The organism is Mycobacteriales bacterium (assembly GCA_035550055.1).
Taxonomy (GTDB): domain Bacteria; phylum Actinomycetota; class Actinomycetes; order JAFAQI01; family JAFAQI01; genus DASZTV01.
Genome location: DASZRO010000051.1, coordinates 38,005 through 58,805, shown reverse-complemented (window position 1 = coordinate 58,805; position 20,801 = coordinate 38,005). Strand labels below are relative to the sequence as shown.

General features: G+C 72.2%; 19 protein-coding genes. 2 read left to right on the top strand and 17 right to left on the bottom strand.

All coding sequences use genetic code 11. The features are described from left to right. The 17 genes from VG899_08400 to mraZ all read right to left on the bottom strand — a co-directional run. Nucleotides 1–868 (bottom strand): DivIVA domain-containing protein (locus VG899_08400; protein HWA66374.1); only part of this gene is annotated, 868 nt, incomplete at its 3' end. Between the two features lie 90 nt (nucleotides 869–958). Further along, a complete protein-coding gene (locus tag VG899_08395) occupies nucleotides 959–1,249 on the bottom strand; it encodes a YggT family protein (protein ID HWA66373.1) in 291 nt (96 codons plus the stop codon). 28 nt (nucleotides 1,250–1,277) lie between these two features. Continuing rightward, complete coding sequence (gene sepF, locus VG899_08390) at nucleotides 1,278–1,781, bottom strand: cell division protein SepF (protein ID HWA66372.1); 504 nt, start codon at nucleotides 1,779–1,781, stop codon at nucleotides 1,278–1,280. 64 nt (nucleotides 1,782–1,845) lie between these two features. Next, a complete protein-coding gene (locus tag VG899_08385; protein HWA66371.1) occupies nucleotides 1,846–2,550 on the bottom strand; it encodes a YggS family pyridoxal phosphate-dependent enzyme in 705 nt (234 codons plus the stop codon). Next, complete coding sequence (pgeF, locus tag VG899_08380; protein ID HWA66370.1) at nucleotides 2,543–3,304, bottom strand: peptidoglycan editing factor PgeF; 762 nt, start codon at nucleotides 3,302–3,304, stop codon at nucleotides 2,543–2,545. Before pgeF ends, VG899_08385 begins: the two co-directional genes overlap by 8 nt. An 11-nt stretch (nucleotides 3,305–3,315) precedes the next feature. Then, nucleotides 3,316–4,569: a cell division protein FtsZ gene (gene ftsZ, locus VG899_08375; protein ID HWA66369.1), complete on the bottom strand. Its 1,254-nt coding sequence runs from the start codon at nucleotides 4,567–4,569 to the stop codon at nucleotides 3,316–3,318. Between the two features lie 449 nt (nucleotides 4,570–5,018). Then, nucleotides 5,019–6,371, bottom strand: a complete 1,353-nt coding sequence (gene murC, locus VG899_08370; protein ID HWA66368.1) for a UDP-N-acetylmuramate--L-alanine ligase — start codon at nucleotides 6,369–6,371, stop codon at nucleotides 5,019–5,021. 118 nt (nucleotides 6,372–6,489) lie between these two features. Continuing rightward, on the bottom strand, nucleotides 6,490–7,575 hold the full coding sequence (gene murG / locus VG899_08365; GenBank protein ID HWA66367.1) for an undecaprenyldiphospho-muramoylpentapeptide beta-N-acetylglucosaminyltransferase: 1,086 nt from the start codon (nucleotides 7,573–7,575) through the stop codon (nucleotides 6,490–6,492). 19 nt (nucleotides 7,576–7,594) lie between these two features. Continuing rightward, nucleotides 7,595–8,839, bottom strand: coding sequence for a putative lipid II flippase FtsW (ftsW, locus tag VG899_08360; GenBank protein HWA66366.1), 1,245 nt, complete (start codon nucleotides 8,837–8,839; stop codon nucleotides 7,595–7,597). Beyond that, nucleotides 8,839–10,260 carry a UDP-N-acetylmuramoyl-L-alanine--D-glutamate ligase gene (gene murD, locus VG899_08355; protein HWA66365.1) on the bottom strand — a complete coding sequence of 474 codons (1,422 nt, stop codon included), beginning with the start codon at nucleotides 10,258–10,260 and terminating at the stop codon, nucleotides 8,839–8,841. Before murD ends, ftsW begins: the two co-directional genes overlap by 1 nt. Next, on the bottom strand, nucleotides 10,257–11,318 hold the full coding sequence (mraY, locus tag VG899_08350; GenBank protein ID HWA66364.1) for a phospho-N-acetylmuramoyl-pentapeptide-transferase: 1,062 nt from the start codon (nucleotides 11,316–11,318) through the stop codon (nucleotides 10,257–10,259). Before mraY ends, murD begins: the two co-directional genes overlap by 4 nt. Then, nucleotides 11,315–12,703: a UDP-N-acetylmuramoyl-tripeptide--D-alanyl-D-alanine ligase gene (gene murF, locus VG899_08345; GenBank protein ID HWA66363.1), complete on the bottom strand. Its 1,389-nt coding sequence runs from the start codon at nucleotides 12,701–12,703 to the stop codon at nucleotides 11,315–11,317. Before murF ends, mraY begins: the two co-directional genes overlap by 4 nt. Beyond that, nucleotides 12,703–14,241 carry a UDP-N-acetylmuramoyl-L-alanyl-D-glutamate--2,6-diaminopimelate ligase gene (locus VG899_08340; GenBank protein ID HWA66362.1) on the bottom strand — a complete coding sequence of 513 codons (1,539 nt, stop codon included), beginning with the start codon at nucleotides 14,239–14,241 and terminating at the stop codon, nucleotides 12,703–12,705. The genes murF and VG899_08340 overlap by 1 nt, the downstream gene beginning before the upstream one ends. Before the next feature lie 40 nt (nucleotides 14,242–14,281). Then, nucleotides 14,282–15,961, bottom strand: a complete 1,680-nt coding sequence (locus tag VG899_08335; GenBank protein HWA66361.1) for a penicillin-binding protein 2 — start codon at nucleotides 15,959–15,961, stop codon at nucleotides 14,282–14,284. Between the two features lie 101 nt (nucleotides 15,962–16,062). Further along, complete coding sequence (locus VG899_08330) at nucleotides 16,063–16,668, bottom strand: hypothetical protein (protein ID HWA66360.1); 606 nt, start codon at nucleotides 16,666–16,668, stop codon at nucleotides 16,063–16,065. Between the two features lie 22 nt (nucleotides 16,669–16,690). Then, complete coding sequence (gene rsmH / locus VG899_08325) at nucleotides 16,691–17,668, bottom strand: 16S rRNA (cytosine(1402)-N(4))-methyltransferase RsmH (protein HWA66359.1); 978 nt, start codon at nucleotides 17,666–17,668, stop codon at nucleotides 16,691–16,693. Between the two features lie 152 nt (nucleotides 17,669–17,820). After that, nucleotides 17,821–18,252 (bottom strand): division/cell wall cluster transcriptional repressor MraZ, encoded by a 432-nt coding sequence (gene mraZ / locus VG899_08320; GenBank protein ID HWA66358.1) that lies wholly within the window; start codon nucleotides 18,250–18,252, stop codon nucleotides 17,821–17,823. A gap of 149 nt (nucleotides 18,253–18,401) precedes the next feature. On the opposite strand from mraZ, the gene VG899_08315 reads away from it, so the two are divergent. Next, nucleotides 18,402–19,418 (top strand): MoxR family ATPase, encoded by a 1,017-nt coding sequence (locus tag VG899_08315; GenBank protein HWA66357.1) that lies wholly within the window; start codon nucleotides 18,402–18,404, stop codon nucleotides 19,416–19,418. An 81-nt stretch (nucleotides 19,419–19,499) separates the two neighbouring features. Next, entirely contained in the window at nucleotides 19,500–20,795 is a 1,296-nt protein-coding gene (locus tag VG899_08310) for a DUF58 domain-containing protein (GenBank protein ID HWA66356.1), read from the top strand. Nucleotides 20,796–20,801: the final 6 nt, after the last annotated feature.

Sequence of the window (20,801 nt, the reverse complement as noted above, 5' to 3'; positions counted from 1 at the left end):
CACCCGGTGTGGGCGCACCCGGTGTGGGCGCACCCGGTGCAGGCGCCCCCGGTGCAGGCGCCCCCGGTGTGGGCGCACCCGGTGCAGGCGCCCCAGGTGCAGGCGCCCCCGGTGTGGGCGCACCCGGTGCAGGCGCTCCCGGGGGCGCCGGCGTGGCTCCCGCAGGTGCCCCCGACGGCAGGGGTACCGAGTGGCGGCCCACGCTTTGCGCCTCGGAGGCCGCCTGCGCCGCCGCCACCGCCGCGGGGGCAGGCGCGGGCTCGACGCTCGGCCGCGCGTCGAGATCGCCGATCGTGGACTCGAGATAGCTGCGCAACCGACTGCGGAACTCCCGCTCGAAACCCCGCAGCGCCGCGATCTCCTCGACCAGGCCGCTGCGTTCCTTCTCCAGGGCCGCGAGCCGGCTGGCGTGCACCGCGCGCAGCTCCTGCTCCAGCGCCGTGGCCTTCGCCCGGGCCCCGTTGAGGATCTCCTCGGCGTCGGCGTGCGCTCGGGCGATCGCGTCCTCAGCGGTGCGCTGCGCCAGCATCAGCGTGCGCAACGTCGTGTCGTCGGTGTCGGCGATCGCGGACCCGCCGACGCTTTCAGGGAGCGGGACAGGGACCGGGACCGCGGGCGGCACGGCGGCCTGGGGCTGTGGTGGCTGCTGGGCCGGCTGCGGAGCGGACGGCGGCAGCACCGCCGTCGGGGCGGGCGCACCTGCCGCACGCGCCGCTGCCTGCTGCAACGCCCGGTTCTCGCTGATCAGCCGCCGCAGCTCTTCCTCGATCTCGTCGAGGAAGTTGTCGACCTCTTCCTCGTCGTAGCCGAACTTGAAGCGAACGACGGTGAACCGCTTGTTCTGGACGTCTTCGGGGGTCAGCGGCATGACAGTTGACCTTCCCGGGACCGAGCCGGGCTACCCGTCCTGCACGCCGCTCGGCTGCGGTCGGCGGACTGTCCGGCGGCTGCCGCCGGTCTAGGCAGCATGCGGCGCCAGCAAGCTGATCAGGATTCCTGCGGTCACCCACAGCACGAGGAAGGACAGGTCGAACGACATCCGGCCCAGCGGCAGGGGCGGGATCACCCGGCGTAGGGCCTTCAGCGGCGGGTCGGTCACCGAGTAGGCGACTTCGAGGGCAGCCGCTACCGCCCCGGTCGGACGGTAGCTACGCGAGAGCAACATCACCCAATCCATGACAAACCGGACAATCAGCAGAGCGATCAGCACATAGAGCGCGTAGAGCCCGATCGATGCTGCGACGGCCACCGTGATACCGCTTGCCTCGCGGGACCGGTCAGCTCTGGTTGAAGAAGCCAGCCCCCGCCAGCCGGGACTTGTCCTCGGCGGTGATCTCCACGTTGGCCGGGGTGAGCAGGAACACCTTCTGGGTGACGCGCTCGATGCTGCCGTGACGACCGAAGACCAGACCCGCTGCGAAGTCGACCAGCCGCTTGGCGTCGGAGTCGTCCATGTCGGTGAGGTTCATGATCACCGGCGTGCCGTCACGGAAGTGCTCGCCGATGACCCGCGCCTCGTTGTAGTTGCGAGGGTGCACCGTGGTGATGCGGTAGGCCTCGAGCGCGTCGACGGCCTCCACCCCGTGATGGCGCTCCGCGGCGGCCCGCGGCCGGCGCTCGGCGACCTCGTCCGGACGGGTGACCCGCAGCACGGGCTCCTCGCCCCGGCGGATCACGTGCGGACGCTCGTCGAAGTCAGCGTCGTCGTCGTACCCGCCATCGATGTCCTCATCTTCGACAAGCCCGAGATAGACGGCCATCTTGCGCATTGCGCCGGCCATACGACGTCCTCCGGTCATTCGCCTCGTCCGAGCGCGCAAATCGCGCCCGAACGTTCGATCAAGGCTAACCGACCAATGCCCCGCGACCGCCCAACAACGCCGTTCCGACACGCAGGTGTGTCGCACCGTGTTCGATGGCCGCTTCGAGATCGCCGCTCATCCCCGCCGACACGACCGTCGCGGCCGGGAACACCTCGCGCAGCCGGGCGGAGACCTCTGCCAACCGGCGAAACGCCGGCCGCGGGTCGGCGCCGAGCGGCGCCACCGCCATGACCCCGGCCGGGACCAGTCCGGCCGTCGCGTGGATCTGCTCGGCGAGCTCGACGACGCCCGCCGGGTCCACGCCGGCACGGCCTGCGGTTCCCGGCGGATCGAGCGAGACCTGGACCAGGCCGGCGACGACCCGGCCGGCCCCTGCCGCGGCCGCGCCGAGTGCGGCGACGAGCTCCGGCCGGTCGATCGAGTGGACGACGTCGGCGTACGACGCGACCGAGCGGGCCTTGCGCCGCTGCACTTGACCGACGAAGTGCCAGGCCAGCGGCAGGTCGGCGCACGCCGCATGCTTGGCACGCGCCTCGTCGTCGCGGTTCTCGCCGACGTCGGTGACGCCGATCTGCGCCAGCAGCCGGACGTCTGATGCCGGGAAGGTCTTCGTCACAGCGATCAGGGTCAGCCCGGCGCGATCCCGTCCTGCGGCGTCGCAGGCGCGCCGGATCCGGTCGTCGAGGGCGCGCAAGCTGGCCGTGAGCTCGCCGCGGCGGTCAGGCATCGGGCTCGATCATCACGAACCCGGCGAATCGCCCGGTGAGCCCGTCGCGGCGGTAGGAGTAGAAGCGCCCGTCCTCGGCCGTGCAGTGACCGGTGAGGGACACCTGCGACACGCCGGCCGCACGCAGCAGCCGCTCGGCTCCGGCCGGCAGGTCGAGCCCCGGCGTGCCGGCGCGCGTCTGGCAGGCCGATCCCGGGACGACGGCCGCCACCTGCTCGCGCAGCTCGGCGGGAACCTCATAGCAGCGGCCGCAGATCGCCGGGCCGATCACGGCGATCGTCGTGGCGGGCGTCGCGCCGAGCTCGGCCATCGTCGCGAGCGTGGCCTGCAGCACCCCCTCCGCCAGACCACGACGGCCGGCGTGCGCCGCGGCGACGACCCCGTGATCGCGGTCGGCGAGCAGCACCGGAAGGCAGTCGGCAACAAGGACACCGAGCGGCACTCCGGGCACGCCCGTCACCAACGCGTCGACCCCCGGGGCGCCCTCCCGGGTGATCCCGGGTTCAGCCGCAGTCGCACGGTCGACGGCGAGCACTCCCGGCCCGTGAACCTGCTGCGGGAAGCTGATGGGCGCGCTCCCGATCCGGCGGGTGAGGCGCTCGCGGTTGGCAAGTACCCGCGCCGGCTCGTCCTCGACGTGCAGCGCGAGGTTGAGCGCATCCCACGGCGGCGGGCTGTGCCCGCCCGCGCGGGTGGTGAACCCGCCGACGAGGCCAGCCGCGAACCCGGCGTCGATCAGGTCGATGCCGGCCAACGTCGAACGAGCTACTTCAGGAAGTCGGGAACGTCGAGGTCGTCGGAGTCGTCGAAGACGATCGTCCGGCGCGGCGGGGTCGGCCGCGACGCCCGGGCCGGCTCACGCTCCCGGGCCGGCTCCGGCGCGGGCTCGGGGGCCGGCGCACGCCGCGGGGCGCGCACCGGGGGCGGCGGCGGGGTCTCGGTCAGCTCCGTCAGCAGCAGACCGTCGTCTTCCTCGTCGTCGAACTCGACCGCCGGCGCCGGGCGCTCCCGCTCCCGCTCCACGGCGGGCGCCTGCTGGGCGCGCCGCGGCTCGAACAGCCGCGCCCGCGGCATCCCACCGTCGAAGCCGGCCGCGATGACCGTGACGCGCACTTCGTCGCCGAGCGCGTCGTCGATGACGGCGCCGAAGATGATGTTCGCCTCCGGGTGAGCGGCTTCGGCGACCAGCTGCGCCGCCTCGTGGATCTCGAACAGCCCCAGGTCGCTGCCACCCGACACGTTCATCAGTACGCCGTGAGCGCCCTCGATGGACGCCTCGAGCAGCGGGCTGGCGATGGCGCCTTCCGCAGCGACCAGGGCGCGGTCGTCGCCTCGGGCCGACCCGATGCCCATCAGGGCGGTGCCGGCGCCGGTCATGACGGACTTCACGTCGGCGAAGTCGAGGTTGATCAGACCTGGGGTGGTGATCAGGTCGGTGATGCCCTGGACGCCGGAGAGCAGGACCTGGTCGGCCGAGTGGAACGCCTCCAGGACGCTGACCCGCTTGTCGCTGATCGACAGCAGCCGGTCGTTCGGGATGACGATGAGGGTGTCGACCTCCTCGCGGAGCGCCGCGATCCCCTCCTCGGCCTGGGACGACCGGCGCTTGCCCTCGAAGGAGAACGGCCGGGTCACGACCCCGATCGTCAGCGCGCCAAGCTCGCGGGCGATCCGGGCGACCACGGGGGCGCCGCCGGTCCCGGTGCCGCCGCCCTCACCGGCGGTGACGAAGACCATGTCGGCCCCCTTGAGGACCTCCTCGATCTCCTCGACGTTGTCCTCAGCGGCCTGCCGGCCGACCGCCGGGTCGGCACCGGCGCCGAGGCCCCGGGTCAGGTCGCGCCCGACGTCGAGCTTGACGTCGGCGTCGCTCATCAGCAGGGCCTGTGCGTCGGTGTTGACCGCGATGAACTCGACCCCCTTGAGGCCGACCTCGATCATCCGGTTGACGGCGTTGACGCCACCACCACCGATGCCGACGACCTTGATCACGGCGAGGTAGTTCTGCGGTGCTGCCACGAGCTTCATGCCTCCACGGGTTGTGACGGCGGAGCGGGGGGTCCACTGCGGTGACCGCATCGCCGGCGACCCGGGGAAGGTGTCGCCGACACTGCGGTCACCAAGCTCCGATGACTGGCTCGAGTGTCCTCGAGAGTCGGGGAAAACTCTCAACCTCAAGTGAAGGGCTGGAGTTGCCCCGCTCGAAGCCCGGGGACATTACGGGGGACGGCACCCGGCGGTCAAGGCCTGCGACCATGATTCCCGCGTAACGGTGCATAAGTTCCTCACTCGGCCAGTCTCTATCTCAACTTGAGAATCACTACCTGCGCGCGGCCCAACGCCCGAAACGAGCGTGGTTGTGCGGCCGTAGGTGGATACCCGCGGCGCAGACGTAAAAAGGCGAACCCGAGCAACGGGCGAGCCTCAGTCGCGCCCCGGATATCCGTCCACCGCCGACACCCGACGTCCTACGCCCCGGCAAGCTCGTCGAGGACGGCTGGGCCGATCATGGTGACGTCCCCCGCGCCGATGGTGATCACCACGTCGCCCGGTCTCGCCAGCTCTGCGACCAGCGTCGGGACGGCCGCCCAGCTCGGCTCGAAGTGGACCTCGGCCGGCGCGGGCACGGCGTCGGCGATCAGCCGCCCGGTGACCCCGGGAAGCGGGTCTTCCCGGGCGGCGTAGACGTCCATCACCACGACCACGTCGGCGGCGCCGAGCGCCTCGGCAAACTCGGCGGCGAAGCGCTGGGTGCGGCTGTAGAGGTGCGGCTGGAACACCGCGATCACCCGGCCGTCGCGGGCCGCGCCGCGGGCCGCGACCAGCGCCCCTCTGGCCACCTCGGTCGGGTGGTGGGCGTAGTCGTCGTAGACCCGTACTCCCCCGGCGAGGCCCTTCAGCTCGAAGCGGCGCCGGGCGCCGGAGAAGGCAGCCAGCCCGCGGATCATGTCGGCGAACGGCAGCCTGACCGCGAGCCCGAGCCCGAGCGCGCCGGCGGCGTTGACGGCGTTGAAGGCGCCGGGGACCGCGAGCTCGACCGGCCCGAGCCGGCGGCCGCCGACGACCAGGTCGAAGCGTGAGCCCCCGGGTGCGACGACCAGGTCGTCGACCCGGACGTCGGCGTCGGCGGCGACGCCGAAGGTCCGGACGTCGAGGCCCCGGGCCCGGGCCGGCTCGACGAGGGCGCGTGAGCCCGGATCGTCGGCACCCAGCAGCAGCGGGCCGCCGGGCGTGACGCGTCCGACGAAGGCCTCGAACGCGGCGTGGACCGCCGCCGGGTCGCCGTAGTTGTCCAAGTGGTCCGGTTCGACGTTGGTGACGACCGCGCCGTGCGGCGAGAGCAGCAGGAAGGAGCGGTCGCTCTCGTCGGCCTCGGCGACGAAGAACTCGCCCGTGCCGTGGTGGGCGTTCGACCCGGGTTCGTTGAGGTCGCCGCCGATCGCGTAGCTCGGGTCGCGACCGCAGGCGTGCATCGCAACGGTCAGCATCGAGGTCGTCGTGGTCTTGCCGTGGGTCCCGGCGACGGCCAGCCCGATCCGGTCGGCCATCACCGACGCGAGCGCGGCGGCCCGTGGCAGCACCAGCCGCCCGACCTCGTGCGCCCGCTCCAGCTCGGGGTTGGTCGGGCGAATCGCGCTGGACACGACGACCGTGTCGACCTCGGCGCAGTGCGCCGGGTCGTGGCCGATCGAGACGGTGACGCCGAGCGGTCGCAGCGCCGCGAGCGCCGCGGACTCCTTCGCGTCGCACCCGCTGACCGCCACGCCGCGGGAGAGCAGCAGCCGGGCGATCCCGCTCATCCCGGCGCCGCCGATCCCCATCAGGTGGACCCGGCCGAGCTGGTCGGCGGCCGGGATCTCCCCGACCGGCTCGACGATCCCGCTCACCGCCGCCACCCCGCCGGCCACCCGACGGCGACGCCGGCCGTGCAGGCGCTCATCAGGATCCTCCGATCGCAGTTCGGACCAGGTCCGCGAGCAGCCGGTCGGCGTCGATCCTGCCGAAGGCGTGCGCCGCCGTCCCCATGGTGCCCAGCGCGGCGGGGTCCGCGAGCAGCGGGAGCACGTTGTCGAGCAGCCAGACGCGATCGAGCTCGCGGTCGGCGACCATCAGTCCGCCGCCCGCCTGCACCACTGGTAGCGCGTTGAGCCGCTGCTCACCGTTGCCGATCGGCAGCGGGACGTACGCCGCCGGCAGCCCGAGGGCGGTCAGCTCGCTGACGGTGTTGGCGCCGGCCCGCCCGATCACGAAGTCCGCCGCGGCGTAGGCGAGCTCCATCCGGTCGACGTACTCGACGACCCGGTACGCGGGCGCTCCGGGCGGCGGCGAGGGCACCTCGACCGTTTTGCCGTTCCCGCTGACGTGCAGCACCTGGACGCCGCGCTCCCACAGGGCGTCCGCCGCCGCGGGCACGACCTCGTTGAGGCGCTGGGCGCCGAGCGAGCCGCCGAACACCAGCAGCGTGGTGCGCCGCTGGTCGAGCCCGAATGCCCGCCTGGCCGCCGGCCGAGCGGCCGCGACGTCGAGACCCACGATCTCGGCGCGCAGCGGCATTCCGGTGCGCACCGCGTGCCGCAGCGGTGTGTCGGGAAAGGTGACCGCGACGTGCGACGTCAGCCGCGCGCCCAGCCGGTTGGCGAAGCCGGGCCTGCTGTTCTGCTCGTGGACCACGATCGGGGTCGTCGTGCGGCGCGCCGCGAGGTACGCCGGAGCGGACACGTAGCCGCCGAACCCGACGACGACGTCCGCGTCCAGCTCCTCGATCGCCGCTCGCGCGGCATCGACCGCGCGGCGCAGGTTCGCGGGCAACCGCAGCAGGTCCGCGGAGGGCCGCCGCGGGAGCGGAACCTTGGGTATCGGGTGCAGCCGGTAGCCCCGCGCGGGCACCAGCCGGGCCTCGAGGCCGGCCGTGGTCCCCAGTGCGACGATCTCGGTGGCCGGGTCGTCGGCGACGAGCCGATCCGCCAGCGCCAGCAACGGGGAGACGTGGCCGGCGCTCCCGCCTCCCGCCAGAACGGCCTTCATGAGCTGGTCGAGGGCTCGGTCAGCGGGCCCAGGCGAACCGGGGCGAGCGGCGCCCCCTCGCGCGACGTCGAGCCGCCAGGGCCTTCGCGGTCGCCGGCTCGTTGCGCGCGAACGAGATCAGCATCCCGATGGCGAACATCGTCGGCACGAGCGCCGAGCCGCCGAAGGAGACCAGCGGCAGCGGGATCCCGGTGATCGGCAGCAGGCCGACGACCGCCCCCATGTTCACCAGCGCCTGGCCGAGCAGCCACGCGGTCACCCCGGCGGCGGCGAGCTGGCTGAACCGGTCACGGCAGCGCTGGGCGATCCGGATCCCGGCGTAGGCGAGCAGGGCGAACAGTCCCAGCACGACGAGCGAGCCGAGCAGCCCGAGCTCCTCGCCGATGATCGCGAAGATGTAGTCGGTGTAGGTGTTGGGCAGGTAGCCGAACTTTTCCCGGCTGCCACCCAGCCCGACCCCGAACCAGCCTCCCGAGGACAGCGCGTAGAGGCCCTGACAGGCCTGGTAGCCGACCGAGAGCGCGTGACTTTCGGCGCACGGGTCACGGAAGCCGACGAGGCGGCGCATCCGGTAGGGCTCGGTGACCGCCAGCAGCGCCGCGAGCCCGCCCAGCCCGATCCCCAGCCGGGCAAACAGCCACATCGGCGCGCCCGCTGTGAACAGCAGCGCGAGCAGCACCACCATCAGCACGATCGTGGTGCCCATGTCGGGCTCGGCCATGACGAGCAGCGCGATCAGCAGCGCCATCGGCACCAACGGCACCAACAGGTGCTTGGCCTCGCCGAGCCGCTTCTCCTTGCGCGACAACAGGTCCGCGCCCCACAGCACGAGCGCGAGCTTGGCCGGCTCGGACGGCTGCAGCTGCATGCCGCCGGGCAGCGCGATCCACCTGGTCGCGCCGGACACGTTCTGGCCGACGCCGGGCACGAGCACTGCGAGCAGCAGGGCGATCGACCCGATCAGCAGCGGGTAGGCGAGCACCCGGTAGGCGCGCACCGGCAGTCGGGCGCCCAGCCACAGCACCGGCAGCCCGATCACCACCCACAGCGCCTGGCGCGAGGCGATGGTGAACGACGAGCCGCTCGAGGTGTACGACGTGACGCTCGACGCCGACAGCACCATGATCAGCCCGAGCGCCAGCAGAGCGGCCGCACTGCCCGCGACGAGGTAGTAGGAGGCCTGGGGCCGGTTGAGCAGCCCGACGACGGCGGCGATCGGCGACTTCGGGGCAGGCGCCGTCTTGCGGCGCGTGGCGGCGGCCACTACGAGAGGTAGTCGATGATGCGCCGCACTGCCGCGGCGTAACGGTCCCCCCGCTCGGCGTAGTCACGGAACATGTCCATGCTGGCGGCCGCGGGAGCGAGCAGCACGGTGTCGCCGGGCTGGGCCAGCTCGGCGGCAGCCTGCACTGCCTCATCCATCCCGCTAGTTTCATCCGTCACGACCGTCACAAGCGGCACATCCGGCGCGTGTCGCGCAAGAGCTTGCGCAATCTGCGCCCGATCGCGGCCGATCAGCACGACTCCCCGCAGCCGGTGGTGCTGCTCGGCGACCAACGGATCGACGTCGGCGCCCTTCAGCAAGCCTCCGGCGATCCACACCACGGACGGGTACGCCGACAGGCTCGCCGCTGCCGCGTGCGGGTTCGTGGCCTTGGAGTCGTCGACCCAGGTGACTCCGCCGGCCTGACCCACGACGTCGTTGCGGTGACGGCCGGGACGGTAGGACCGCAGGCCCTCGCCGACGGCGCCGACCGGCACGTCGTATCCGCCGGAGAGCCCGAACACCCGGGTCGCCGCGGCGGCCGCGACGGCGTTCGCGACGTTGTGCGGACCGGACACCGCGAGGTCGGCGATCTCCACGAGGCGGGTATCGGTCTTGCCGTTGGTCATCTGATCGATGACCGCACCGTCGGCGACACCGAACCCTCCGAACGCCGGCTCGCCGGTCGTGAACGGGTGCGGACACGACAGGGTCGCCTCGGCGAGCCCCGCGACGAGGGTGTCCTCGGCGTTGTAGACGCCTTCACTCCCGCGCCGCCAGATCGCGGTCTTGGCGGCGACGTACGCCTCCATCGACCCGTGCCAGTCGAGGTGGTCCTCGGCGATGTTGAGCACGGCGCCGACGTGCGGCGTCAGCTCGCTGCTCCAGTGCAGCTGGAAGCTGGACAGCTCGACGGCGACCACGTCGTACGGGTCGGGATCGAGCACCACCTCGATCAGCGGGCGGCCGACGTTGCCCGCGGCGACGGTTCGATGGCCCGCCGCTCGCAAGATGGCGTCGACCATTCCGGTTGTCGTCGTCTTGCCGTTGGTGCCCGTGATCGCCACCCAGGGCTGCGGCCCGAACCCATCGAGCCACGGGCGCATCCGGTAGGCGAGCTCCGGCTCGCCGATGACCTCGATACCGGCGGCCTGGGCCGCGACGAGCATCGGCTGGTCGGGACGCCAGCCGGGCGAGGTCACGACGAGGTCGGCGTCGACCGGCGACTCGGCGTCGCCCAGCCGGGCCTCGGCGCCGGCCGCCAGCAGCGGGGCCAGCGCAGCGCGGACCGATTCGTCGTCCCGCTGGTCGACGACCACTACCCGGGCACCCCGGTCGAGCGCCACCCGCCCGACCGCGAGTCCCGAGACCGCGGCGCCGGCAACGGCGACCCGGCGCCCCGAGAAGTCGGGGCTGGTCATTTGAAGGACAGGAACGCCGCGTAGAAGACGCCGAGCCCGAAGGCGACCGCAAGCCCGGCGATGATCCAGAACCGGACGATGACGGTGTTCTCCGACCATCCGGCGAGCTCGAAATGGTGGTGGAACGGCGCCATCCGGAACACCCGGCGCCCGAAGCCGCGAAACGACGCGACCTGGATGATCACAGACAGCGTCTCGATGACGAACAGCCCGCCGAGGATGAGCAGCAGCAGCTCGGTACGCGTGGTCACCGCGAGTCCCGCCAGCAGGCCGCCGATCGCCAGCGAGCCGGTGTCCCCCATGAAGATGCGCGCCGGAGAGGCGTTCCACCACAGGAAGCCGAAGCAGGCGCCCATGGCCGCCGCGGCGATGACCGCCGCGTCGAGGGGGTCGCGTACCGAGTAGCAGTTGGTCGTCGACACGTTGACGCAGTTGTTGCCGTACTGCCAGAACGCGATGACGACATAGGCGCCGAACACCATGCAGGAGGCGCCGCTGGCGAGCCCGTCGAGCCCGTCGGTGAGGTTCACGCCGTTGGAGGTCGCGGTGATCATCAGGTACGCCCACACGACGAACCCGACAGTCCCGAAGGCCCAGCTCTTGTAGTCGCGGGTGAAGGACAGATGCGTCGAGGCGGGCGCGAGATGGTGCTGGTTGACGAAGTGGATGGCCAGGATCCCGAAGACGATCGCGACGATCGCCTGGCCGGCGAACTTCGCGAGCTTGGTCAGCCCGAGACTGCGCTGCTTGCTGATCTTGATGAAGTCGTCGACGAAACCGACCAGGCCGAGTCCGGTCATCAGCAGCAGGACGAGCAAGCCGGTCGCGGTGAACCCGCTCAGGAAGACCAGGTGCGCCGCGACGTAGCCGAGCAACGTCGCCAGGATGATGACGGTGCCGCCCATCGTGGGCGTGCCGCGCTTGGTGTGGTGGCTGGTCGGCCCGTCGTCGCGGATCAGCTGGCCGTAGCCGCGCCTGGTGAACGTGCGGATCGCGATCGGGGTGCCCACCAGCGAGACGACCAGCGCGACCAGCGCCGAGACGAAGACGTCCCTCACGACGGCAGCCCTTCGACGACCCGTTCGGCGACCTGCCAGAGTTGGGCCGCGTTGGAGGCCTTCACCAGCACCACGTCGCGCGCTCCCGCCGTGCCGGCGAGCCGCGCCGCCTCCTCGTTCGTCGCCACGATCGTGCAGTCTCCCCGCCAGCCGTCGACGGCGCGCGCTCCCTCGCCGATCGCGGCCGCGACGTCTCCGATCACCACCAGATGATCCACGCCGAGCTCGGCCGCCGTGCGGCCGGTCGCCCGATGCAGATCCAGGACGTCCTCGCCGAGCTCGCGCATCTCCCCCAGCACCGCCCAGGTGGCACCGTCGCGCCGATCCCCCAGACGGGCGAGAGCCTCGAGCGCGGCACGCATCGACTCGGGGTTGGCGTTGTAGGCGTCGTCGACGACGAGCAGACCGTCGGCGCGGTGCGAGATCGCCATGCGGTGAGCGCTTCGTGGTGTCGCAGCGGCGAGTGCCTCGACGACGGCAGGCAGACTCATCCCCGATTCCAACCCGACGACGGCCGCCGCGGCCGCGTTGCTCGCCTGATGGCGCCCGTGCAGCCTCAGCGAGAGTTCAGCCTCGCCGTACGGCGTCACCAATCGGAACCGTGGTCGCGCCTCGTCGTCGATGACGAGGTCGGCCACACGTACGTCGGCTCCGTCGGCTTCGCCGAACGTGACGACCCGCGCGGCGGTCCGCGACGCCATCGCCGCGACCAGCGGGTCGTCGCGGTTGAGCACCGCGACCCCGTCGGCCGGCAGAGCTTCGACCAGCTCGCCCTTCGCTGTCGCGATCGCCTCCCGGCTGCCGAACTCGCCGAGGTGCGCGCTCCCCACGTTGAGCACGACGGCGATCCGCGGCCGGGCGATGCCGCACAGGTACGCGATGTGCCCGACGCCTCGGGCGCTGTACTCGAGCACCAGGCTCTCGGTGTCCGAGGTCAGGCTGAGCACGGTGAGCGGCAGTCCGATCTCGTTGTTGAACGACCCGCGCGCCGCGACGGTCGGTCCGTGCCGACCGAGGACGTCGGCGATCAGGTCCTTCGTGGAGGTCTTGCCCGATGACCCGGTGACCCCGCACACCCGCACCGCCGGCGCGCGGCGCAGCACACCTCCAGCCAGATAGCCGAGCGCCCGCTCGACGTCGTCGACGACGACCGTCGGCTCGCCGACCGCGCGGTCGACGAGCGCCAGTGCGGCGCCGCGGCGGATCGCGTCGCCGACGAACGCGTGGCCGTCGTCGTGCTCCCCGGGCAGCGCCACGAACACGCTGCCGGGTCCGGCTTGCCGGGAGTCGACGACCACCGATCCGTCGACGAGCGTCGTCGGGTCGGCGTGGTCGAGCCGGCCGCCGCAGAGGGCGGCGATCTCCTCGGCCCGCAGCGCCAGCATCAGGCGGCTCCGAAGTGGGTCAGCAGCGACTCGCGAAGCACCAGTCGGTCGTCGAAGGGCACGCTCACCCCGGCCGTCTCCTGGCCCTGCTCGTGTCCCTTTCCGGCGACGACGAGCACGTCTCCGGCGCGCGCCAGCCGCACCGCGGCGTCGATGGCCCGCGCCCGGTCGGGCTCGACCAGGACCCTGAGGCCGGCCGGTACGCCGCTGCGCATGGCGGCGAGGATCTCCTCCGGGTCTTCGGAACGCGGGTTGTCGTTGGTGAAGACGGCCAGGTCCGAACCGGTCGCTGCGGCGGCACCCATCAGTGGCCGCTTCGCGCGGTCGCGGTCGCCGCCGCAGCCGAGCACGACCAGCACCCGTCCACCGGGGTCTGCGAGAGCGCGCGCGTCGGACAGCGCCGCCGTTACCGCACCGGGCGTATGGGCGTAGTCGACTACTGCGACGAAAGGCTGTCCGACGTCCACCGGCTCGAGCCGGCCGGGCACCGCGGCAAGCGTCGCGATGCCGGCGCGAGCGAGCCCGCTCTCGACACCCGCCTCGACGAGCATCACGAACGCCATCGCCGCGTTGACCAGGTTGACGGAGCCGAGCAGCCGGCAGCCGACCACGAACGTGTCGCCGCGACCCGTGAGCCGGACCGAGCCGTCGGACCCGGCCGCGGCGGGCACCTCGTCGTGCCGTCGCCAGTCAGCACCGTCACGGCGGCCCGTCGTGACCACCGGCACACCTGCTTCGCCGGCAAGCCGCAGGCCCCACTCGTCGTCGACCGTGACGACCGCCCGCCGCGCCCGGGCCGGGCTGAACAGCGACGCCTTCGCGGCGAAGTAGGACGCCATGTCGGGGTGGAAGTCGAGGTGGTCCTGCGTCAGGTTGGTGAAACCCGCGACGTCGAACACGACACCGTCGACCCGGCCGAGCGCGAGCGCGTGGCTCGACACCTCCATCGCGACCGAGTCGACGCCACGCTCCCGCATGACCGCGAGCAGGGCGTGCAGGTCGGTCGCCTCGGGAGTGGTGCGTGCGCTCGGCAGCACCTCGCCGTCGACGCGAGTCTCGATCGTGCCGACCAGGCCGGTACGCCGGCCGGCGGCGCGCAGTCCCGCGTCGATGAGGTAGCTCGTGGTCGTCTTGCCGTTGGTGCCGGTCACACCGAGCAGCGTCATCGACTCGGCCGGGTCGCCGTACGCCCACGCCGCCGCCGGTCCCATCGCCGCGCGCGGCTCGTCGACGGCAAGCACGGCGGGCGTCCCGGCTTCAATCGCGGACCGGGCCGCGACGCGGTCGGTCAGGACCGCCACCGCGCCGGCGGCTGACGCCTCGGCGAGGTGAACGATGCCGTGCGTGTTCTCCCCGGCGCGGGCGACATAGAGGTCGCCGGGCCGAACCAACCGCGAGTCGTGGGTGATGCCGGTCACCTCGACAGTGGCGTCGCCCCCGAGCTCGACGTCGGTGAAGCCGGCAGAGCGCAGCCGATCGACCAGCGTCGCGATGCGACGGGCCTCGACCGCGGTCGGCCGCACGGAGAGCTCGGACATCGAGAAAACGCTAGTGGGGCGATCGGGATTCGCCGGAGAACTACCAGGTGAGCGCGGCGTGAGCCGCCTTGGTGAACGTCGGCGCGATGCCCAGCGTCCTAAGCGCGAACGACATGACGGTCTTGAACACCGGGGCGGCGACCTGGCCGCCGAAGTAGCCCCGGATCGGCCGCTCGAGCAGCACCTCACACACGAGCTTCGGGTTGTCGGCGGGAACCATCCCCACGAACGTGGCGTCGTACCCGGCCCCCGAATACCCGCCGTGGCCGTTCGACCGGTTGGCCGTCCCGGTCTTGCCCGCGATCCGGTATCCGGGGATCCGCGCGGCAGGAGCGGTGCCTTCGTTCGTCGTCACGGACTCGAGGATCTGGCGCATCTCGGTGGCCACGCCGGCACTGATCACCCGACGCCGCGACGGCGCCGGCGCAGCGTGGTAGGTGCCCTTGGCGTCGGTGGTGCCTTCGATGAGAGTCGGGGTGACCCGTACGCCGTTGTTGGCGATCGTCGAGTAGAGGCTGGCGACCTGCATCGCCGTCACGCCGAGACCCTGGCCGAAGGCCAGCGTCGGCAACGTCGTCCCGGACCACTGGTCGACCGGCAGCAGCAGACCCGGGCTCTCCCCCGGCAGGTCGACGCCGGTCGTCTGGCCGAAGCCGAAGGCGCGCAGGTAGTCGTAGAGCCGATCGGGACCGACTCGTTTCGCGATCTGGATGGCGCCGATGTTGCTCGAGTAGGCGAGGATCCCGGTGAGGGTCAGATGCTCGGTGCCGTGGTTCTCCGCGTCGTGGAACGTCGTCCCGTCGTACTGGTAGGTGTTCGGGATCACGAACTTCGAGGTGGGGGTGACCAGCCCGTTCTGCAGCGCTGCCGAGACGGTCACGGCCTTGATGACGCTGCCGGGCTCGTAGGCGTCGGTGACCGCCGGATCGCCCAGGTCCGCGCTGTTCGCCGTACTGAGGTCGTTCGGGTTGAAGCCGGGCGCGACCGCGAGCGCGTAGATCTGGCCGTTCTTCGGGTTCATCACGATGACCGTGCCCGACAGCGCGCCGGTGGCCTTGACCTGGGCGGCGATGGCCTGCTGCGCCTCGAACTGGATGTCGCGCTGAAGCGTCAGCCGAATGCCTTCGCCCGGGACTGCCGCGGTCTCGACGTCCTCGCCGTCCGGAATGGGCGCACCGTCCGCGGCGACTTCGTAGTGGGCGACGCCGTTGTGGCCTGCCAGCTGCTTCTGGTATTCGTACTCGAGCCCGCCTCGACCCTCACCCTGCGCGTCGACGAACCCGATCACGTTGGAGGCGAGCCGGCCGTCGGGATACACCCGCCGGCTGGTGTCCGGCGTGCTGATCCCGGTCAGGTCCAGGGCGTCGACGGCATCGCCGACGGCGGGTGAGACCGCCGCCGCGAGGCGGGAGTACTCGCTGGTGCCGGTCAGCAACGGCACCAGCTTGGCCGGCTTGATCCCGAGCACCGGCGACAGTGCCGCCGCGACGGTGGCCGGATGATCGATCTCAGAGGGGTCGGCGACGACGTCACGCGCGTCGACGGTCTCGGCCAACGGATCGCCGCTGCGGTCGGTGATCGAGCCGCGCGTCGCGGTCAGTGTCACGGTGTGCAGCCGCTGCTCCTGCGCCGCGGCCGAGTACGCCGCCCGGTCCACGCCCTGCAGCTGCACCAGTCGCGCCGCGATGAGCGAGGTGAGCATCATCGTGACGAGCAGCACGGTGTTGAGGCGGCGTCGCGGGCTCGGGCCGCGTCGCCGAGCCGCGGTACGCCGGGCCGGCGGTCGCGCCGGAGGCCGGCGCCGACTCGGTGGGCGTTGGGTCATCGGTGCGTCGCGTCCGCGGTCGGCCGGGTCGAAGGCTGTCCGGCCGGCTGCGTTGCGCCGCCAGTCGCGGCGGAGGTCCCGGTCGGCTGCGCGGTCCCGGTCGTCGCCGCCCCTGTCGTCGCGGCGGTGGGGCCGGTAGCGGGCGTCGATGCCGACGTCGAAGCCGACGTCGTGACCGTCGAAGTCGCCGGCACGACGTGGCCGATGGCGCGGCCGTCAGCTCCGCGCCGGTAGCCGGTGATCGCGGACGGCACCATGCCGAGCGCCCGGGCCCGCGCCTCGAGCGCGGCGGGAGCCGAGTCGGTCTGCACCTGCTGCTCGAGCTGCTGCTCGCTGTCGGTGAGGGCGGCGAGCTTCTGCTGGAGCGACGTCTGCTGAAACGCGTCCTGCGCGGCGAGCGTGTGCAGCATCAGCAGCGCGAGCAGGCCGCCGACCAGCAGGGTGCTCACCAGAATGATGAACGGACCCCGCGCCACCTTGTGGGTGGGCGAGGAGATGACGACGAGTCGCGGCCGTGCCCACGTCTTGTGCTGCTGGCCCGGCTTCGGCTGCGCGGCCGCCTTCCGCAGCGGATAGGTGGCGCTCACGATGCCGCCGCCCACGGCGAACGCCTGCGCTCGGCGATCATGCCGCTTCCCGGATTCGCTCGACGGCACGCAGGCGCACCGATGCCGCCCGCGGGTTGTCGGCGATCTCGCGCTCCGAGGCCTGCTCCGCGCCCCGCGTCAGCAGCCGCAGCCGCGGCTGCGCAGCCTCAGGTACGACGGGCAGGTCTGCCGGGGCGGTCACGGCGGAGCCGGCGGCGAGCGTCCGCTTGACGATGCGGTCCTCGAGCGACTGATAGGCGAGCACCACCAACCGACCGCCGACCCGCAACGCGGTGATCGCCGCCGGGAGGGCCCGTTCGAGCACCCCGAGCTCGTCGTTGACCTCGATGCGCAGCGCCTGGAAGGTCCGCTTGGCCGGGTGGCCGCCGGTGCGGCGAGTCGCCGCGGGCACCGCGTCCCGCACCAGCTCGGCAAGCCTGGCCGACGAGGTGAGCGGCCGGGCTGCGCGCTCTCGCACGATCGCGTCGGCGATGCGGCGGGCGAACCGCTCCTCGCCGTACGCCGAAAGGATCCGGGCGAGCTCGCGCGTGGGGTAGGTGTTGACCACCTCGGCCGCCGTGATGCCGCGCGTCGGGTCCATCCGCATGTCGAGGCCGGTGTCTCGGGAGTAGGAGAAGCCCCGGTCGTCGTCGTCGAGCTGCATCGAGGAGACACCGAGGTCGAACAGCACCCCGTCGACCTGGCTGACGCCCGCGGCCTGCAGGATCTGCGGCAGGGTGTCGTAGACGCCGTGGACGAGCTGCACCCGGTCGGCGTGGGCCGCCAGCCGGCTGCGGCTGCGAGCCAGCGCCTGCGGGTCGCGGTCGATGCCGATCATGCGCAGCCGCGGGTGGCGTTCGAGCAGCGCCTCGGTGTGACCGCCGAGGCCGAGCGTCGCGTCCACCACGACGGCACCGTCCGCGCTCGCCGCCGGGTCGAGCAGCTCGAGCACCCGGTCGAGCAGAACGGGTACGTGCCCGTCCGGCACGTCATCAGGCTCGACAACCTGGTCCATGACGTCCTTTCGTGGCGCTGAGCTGGGATCTGGGTCGCGAGCGGTGTGTGGCCTGGTCCCTGCCGCCGACGCCTGAGACCGGGGAAGTGATCTCAGGGGACGTCGGCAGGGGCCACGACACGCACCTGGTCGCGGGTGCGGGTGTCACGCGGTCAGAACAGGCCCGGCACCCCCTGTTCGGACAGGGAGGCGTAGGCGTCGGCCTGGCTGGACTTGTACTCCCGCCAGGCGGCCTCGTCCCAGATCTCGAGGTAGCTGTTCAGCCCGACCACGGCGCAGTCGCGGGTGAGCCCGGCGTACTCGCGCAGGGCGGCCGGGACGGTCACCCGACCCTGCCGGTCGGGCACCTCGTCGTGAGCGTCACCGAATGCCATTCGGTGGAAGTCGCGGGTCTCGCGCAGTGACGTGGGGGCCTCCCTGGCGACCTGGGTCACCCGGGCGAACTCCGCGATCGGGAACACCCGCAGGCAGCGCTCCTGCCCCGGGGTGATCACGAGGCCCGCCGCGAGCTCGTCGCGGAACTTGGCGGGAAGGAACAGCCGGCCTTTGTCGTCGAGGCGTGGCGTGAAGGTGCCCAGGAACACCCGCCACCTCCTTCATGAGCGCCGGCTCGCGATGCGGGCGTTCGCCCCACTCCGCTCCCCATGACGCGCCAACTTACTCCACTTCACTCCCCTGTCAACCACTTCGGCGGCGATTCGCTCCACTTGAGGCCTGTGACACACTCGGTTTCATGGCCTCGAGCCGTCCCAGCAGCCGCGCCGGCGCTCGAAGCGCCAGTTACGCGCCGAGCGCGCGCGAGATCTCGGCGGCCGGGCTGCGGATCGCCGAGGCGGTCGACCGCGTCATCGAGGGCAAGCCGGACGAGGTCCACCTCGCCGTTGCCGTCCTGCTCGCCGAAGGTCACCTGCTCATCGAGGACGTGCCTGGCGTCGGCAAGACCATGCTCGCGAAGGCGCTGGGACGGGCGATCGACTGCTCGGTGCGCCGGGTGCAGTTCACCCCCGACCTGCTCCCCAGCGACATCACCGGCGTGTCGGTCTACAACCAGAACACCCGGGAGTTCGAGTTCAAGCCGGGCGCGATCTTCGCCAACATCGTCGTGGGCGACGAGATCAACCGCGCCTCACCGAAGACCCAGTCGGCCCTGCTGGAGTGCATGGAGGAGCACCAGGTCACCGTCGACGGCGTCACCTACGCCCTCGAGTCGCCGTTCATGGTCGTGGCCACACAGAACCCGATCGAGATGGAAGGCACTTACCCGTTGCCGGAAGCGCAACGGGACCGGTTCACGGCGCGCCTCGCGCTCGGCTACCCCGCGCCCGAGGCGGAGCTGGCGATGCTCGACATCCACGGCGGCGGGTCGCCGCTCGACGAGCTGCAGCCGGTGGCCGACGACCGCGAGGTCGCCCGGCTGATCGAAGGGGTACGCCAGATCCACGTCGCGGACAGCGTTCGCGGCTACGCCGTGGACCTCGTCACCGCCACCCGCAACCACCCCGACCTCAGGTTGGGAGCCTCGCCGCGCGCAACGCTTCATCTGCTGCGGGCCGGTCGCGCGATCGCCGCACTCGACGAGCGTGACTACGTGCTCCCCGACGACCTTCAGGCGCTCTCCGAGCCGGTCCTGGCACACCGGTTGCTGCTGTCAGCCGATGCCCACATCGCCCGGCGGCCAGTCAACGCGGTCCTGGCGGACATCGTGGCCTCGGTCCCCGTGCCGGCCGCCTCGACCCGCCGTCCGGCATGACCCCGCGCGCGGCCGCTCCCAAGCCGGGATCGGCACGAGGACCCCACTAGTGGGGCCGCTGGTCAGCGGCGGGGGGCGAAGATGAAGTCGGCGCGGCTCGGACTGCGCTCGCTGACGTTGCGCGGTCGGTGCACGTTGGCCGCGGGCGTGGCCTCCGCGATCGTCGGCCTCGGGTTGCACAACGCAGATCTACTCCGGCTCGGCGTGCTGCTGGCGTGCCTGCCGCTTCTTGCGGTGGCACTCGTCGTCCGCACTCGGTTCCGGTTGGGCTGCACCCGCCGGCTCGAGCCGGCCCGGATCAGCGCCGGCAGCCAGGCACGCGCAGTGCTGCGGATCGAGAACGTGTCGCGGTTGCCGACCGGCCTGCTGCTGATCGAGGACACCATCCCCTACCTGCTCGGGGGTCGACCGCGGGTCGTCATCGAGCGACTCGCCCCGCGCCGGCCGATCGACGTCGGCTACCACCTCAGCGGGGAAGCCCGCGGCCGCTACCGGGTTGGGCCGCTCACCGTGCGACTGCTCGACCCGTTCGGCATGTGCGAGCTGCCACGCGCGTTTGCGGCGGTCGACACGCTCGTCGTCACGCCCCGGGTCGACGCGTTGCCCGACGCCATGCTGCGCGGCGAGTGGGGCGGCGCCGGGCAGAGCACGAGCCGAGCGGTCGCGACTCACGGGGACGACGACGTGGCGACCCGCGAATACCGGCAAGGCGACGACCTGCGGCGCATCCACTGGCGGACGACGGCGCGGCGCGGCGAGCTCACGGTACGGCGAGAGGAACAACCGTGGGAGAGCCGAGCCGCCGTACTGCTCGACTCCCGGCTGATCGCCCATCGAGGCGAAGGTCCGGCGTCCTCGCTCGAATGGGCGGTCTCGGCAGCGGCGTCGATCAGCCTTCATCTCGCCGGCCGCGGCTTCGACGTCCGGCTCGTGACCGACAGCGGCGGCGAGGTCTCTTCCGCCGCGCTCGGCGGAGTCGGCTTCGACGGCGCGCTGCTCGACGTGCTGGCGGCGCTCACCGCCTCGACGTCGACCAGCCTGCATGCCGGGGTCGAGGCCGCACAGCGGACCGGCGGTCAAGGCCTGATCGTCGCGATCCTCGCAGCGGTCGGCCCCGACGACGCCGAGCGACTGGTGCGGCTGCGCACCGCCAACCGTTCGACCGGCATCGCGCTGTTGCTCGACACCGACACCTGGGCGGCGACACCCGGGTCGGTCAGCGCTACCGACCGTGCCCGAGTCGTCCCGATGCTCACCGGCGCCGGCTGGCACGTCGTCGAGGTCAAGCGCGGGGAGACGCTGCCGCAGGTCTGGGCCGGGCTCGCCGCGCGCGCCGCGGGTGCCGGTCGCAACCATCCGGTCGGAGTGGCGCAGTGATCGGAC

Bases quoted from the DNA above. Each gene is read 5' to 3' on its own strand.
- sepF (HWA66372.1), bottom strand. From the start codon at position 1,781: ATGGCCGGCGCAATGCGCAAGATGGCCGTCTATCTCGGGCTTGTCGAA.
- VG899_08385 (HWA66371.1), bottom strand. From the start codon at position 2,550: ATGCCTGACCGCCGCGGCGAGCTCACGGCCAGCTTGCGCGCCCTCGAC.
- murC (HWA66368.1), bottom strand. From the start codon at position 6,371: ATGGGGATCGGCGGCGCCGGGATGAGCGGGATCGCCCGGCTGCTGCTC.
- murG (HWA66367.1), bottom strand. From the start codon at position 7,575: ATGAAGGCCGTTCTGGCGGGAGGCGGGAGCGCCGGCCACGTCTCCCCG.
- murD (HWA66365.1), bottom strand. From the start codon at position 10,260: ATGACCAGCCCCGACTTCTCGGGGCGCCGGGTCGCCGTTGCCGGCGCC.
- murF (HWA66363.1), bottom strand. From the start codon at position 12,703: ATGCTGGCGCTGCGGGCCGAGGAGATCGCCGCCCTCTGCGGCGGCCGG.
- VG899_08340 (HWA66362.1), bottom strand. From the start codon at position 14,241: ATGTCCGAGCTCTCCGTGCGGCCGACCGCGGTCGAGGCCCGTCGCATC.
- rsmH (HWA66359.1), bottom strand. From the start codon at position 17,668: ATGGACCAGGTTGTCGAGCCTGATGACGTGCCGGACGGGCACGTACCC.
- VG899_08315 (HWA66357.1), top strand. From the start codon at position 18,402: ATGGCCTCGAGCCGTCCCAGCAGCCGCGCCGGCGCTCGAAGCGCCAGT.
- VG899_08310 (HWA66356.1), top strand. From the start codon at position 19,500: ATGAAGTCGGCGCGGCTCGGACTGCGCTCGCTGACGTTGCGCGGTCGG.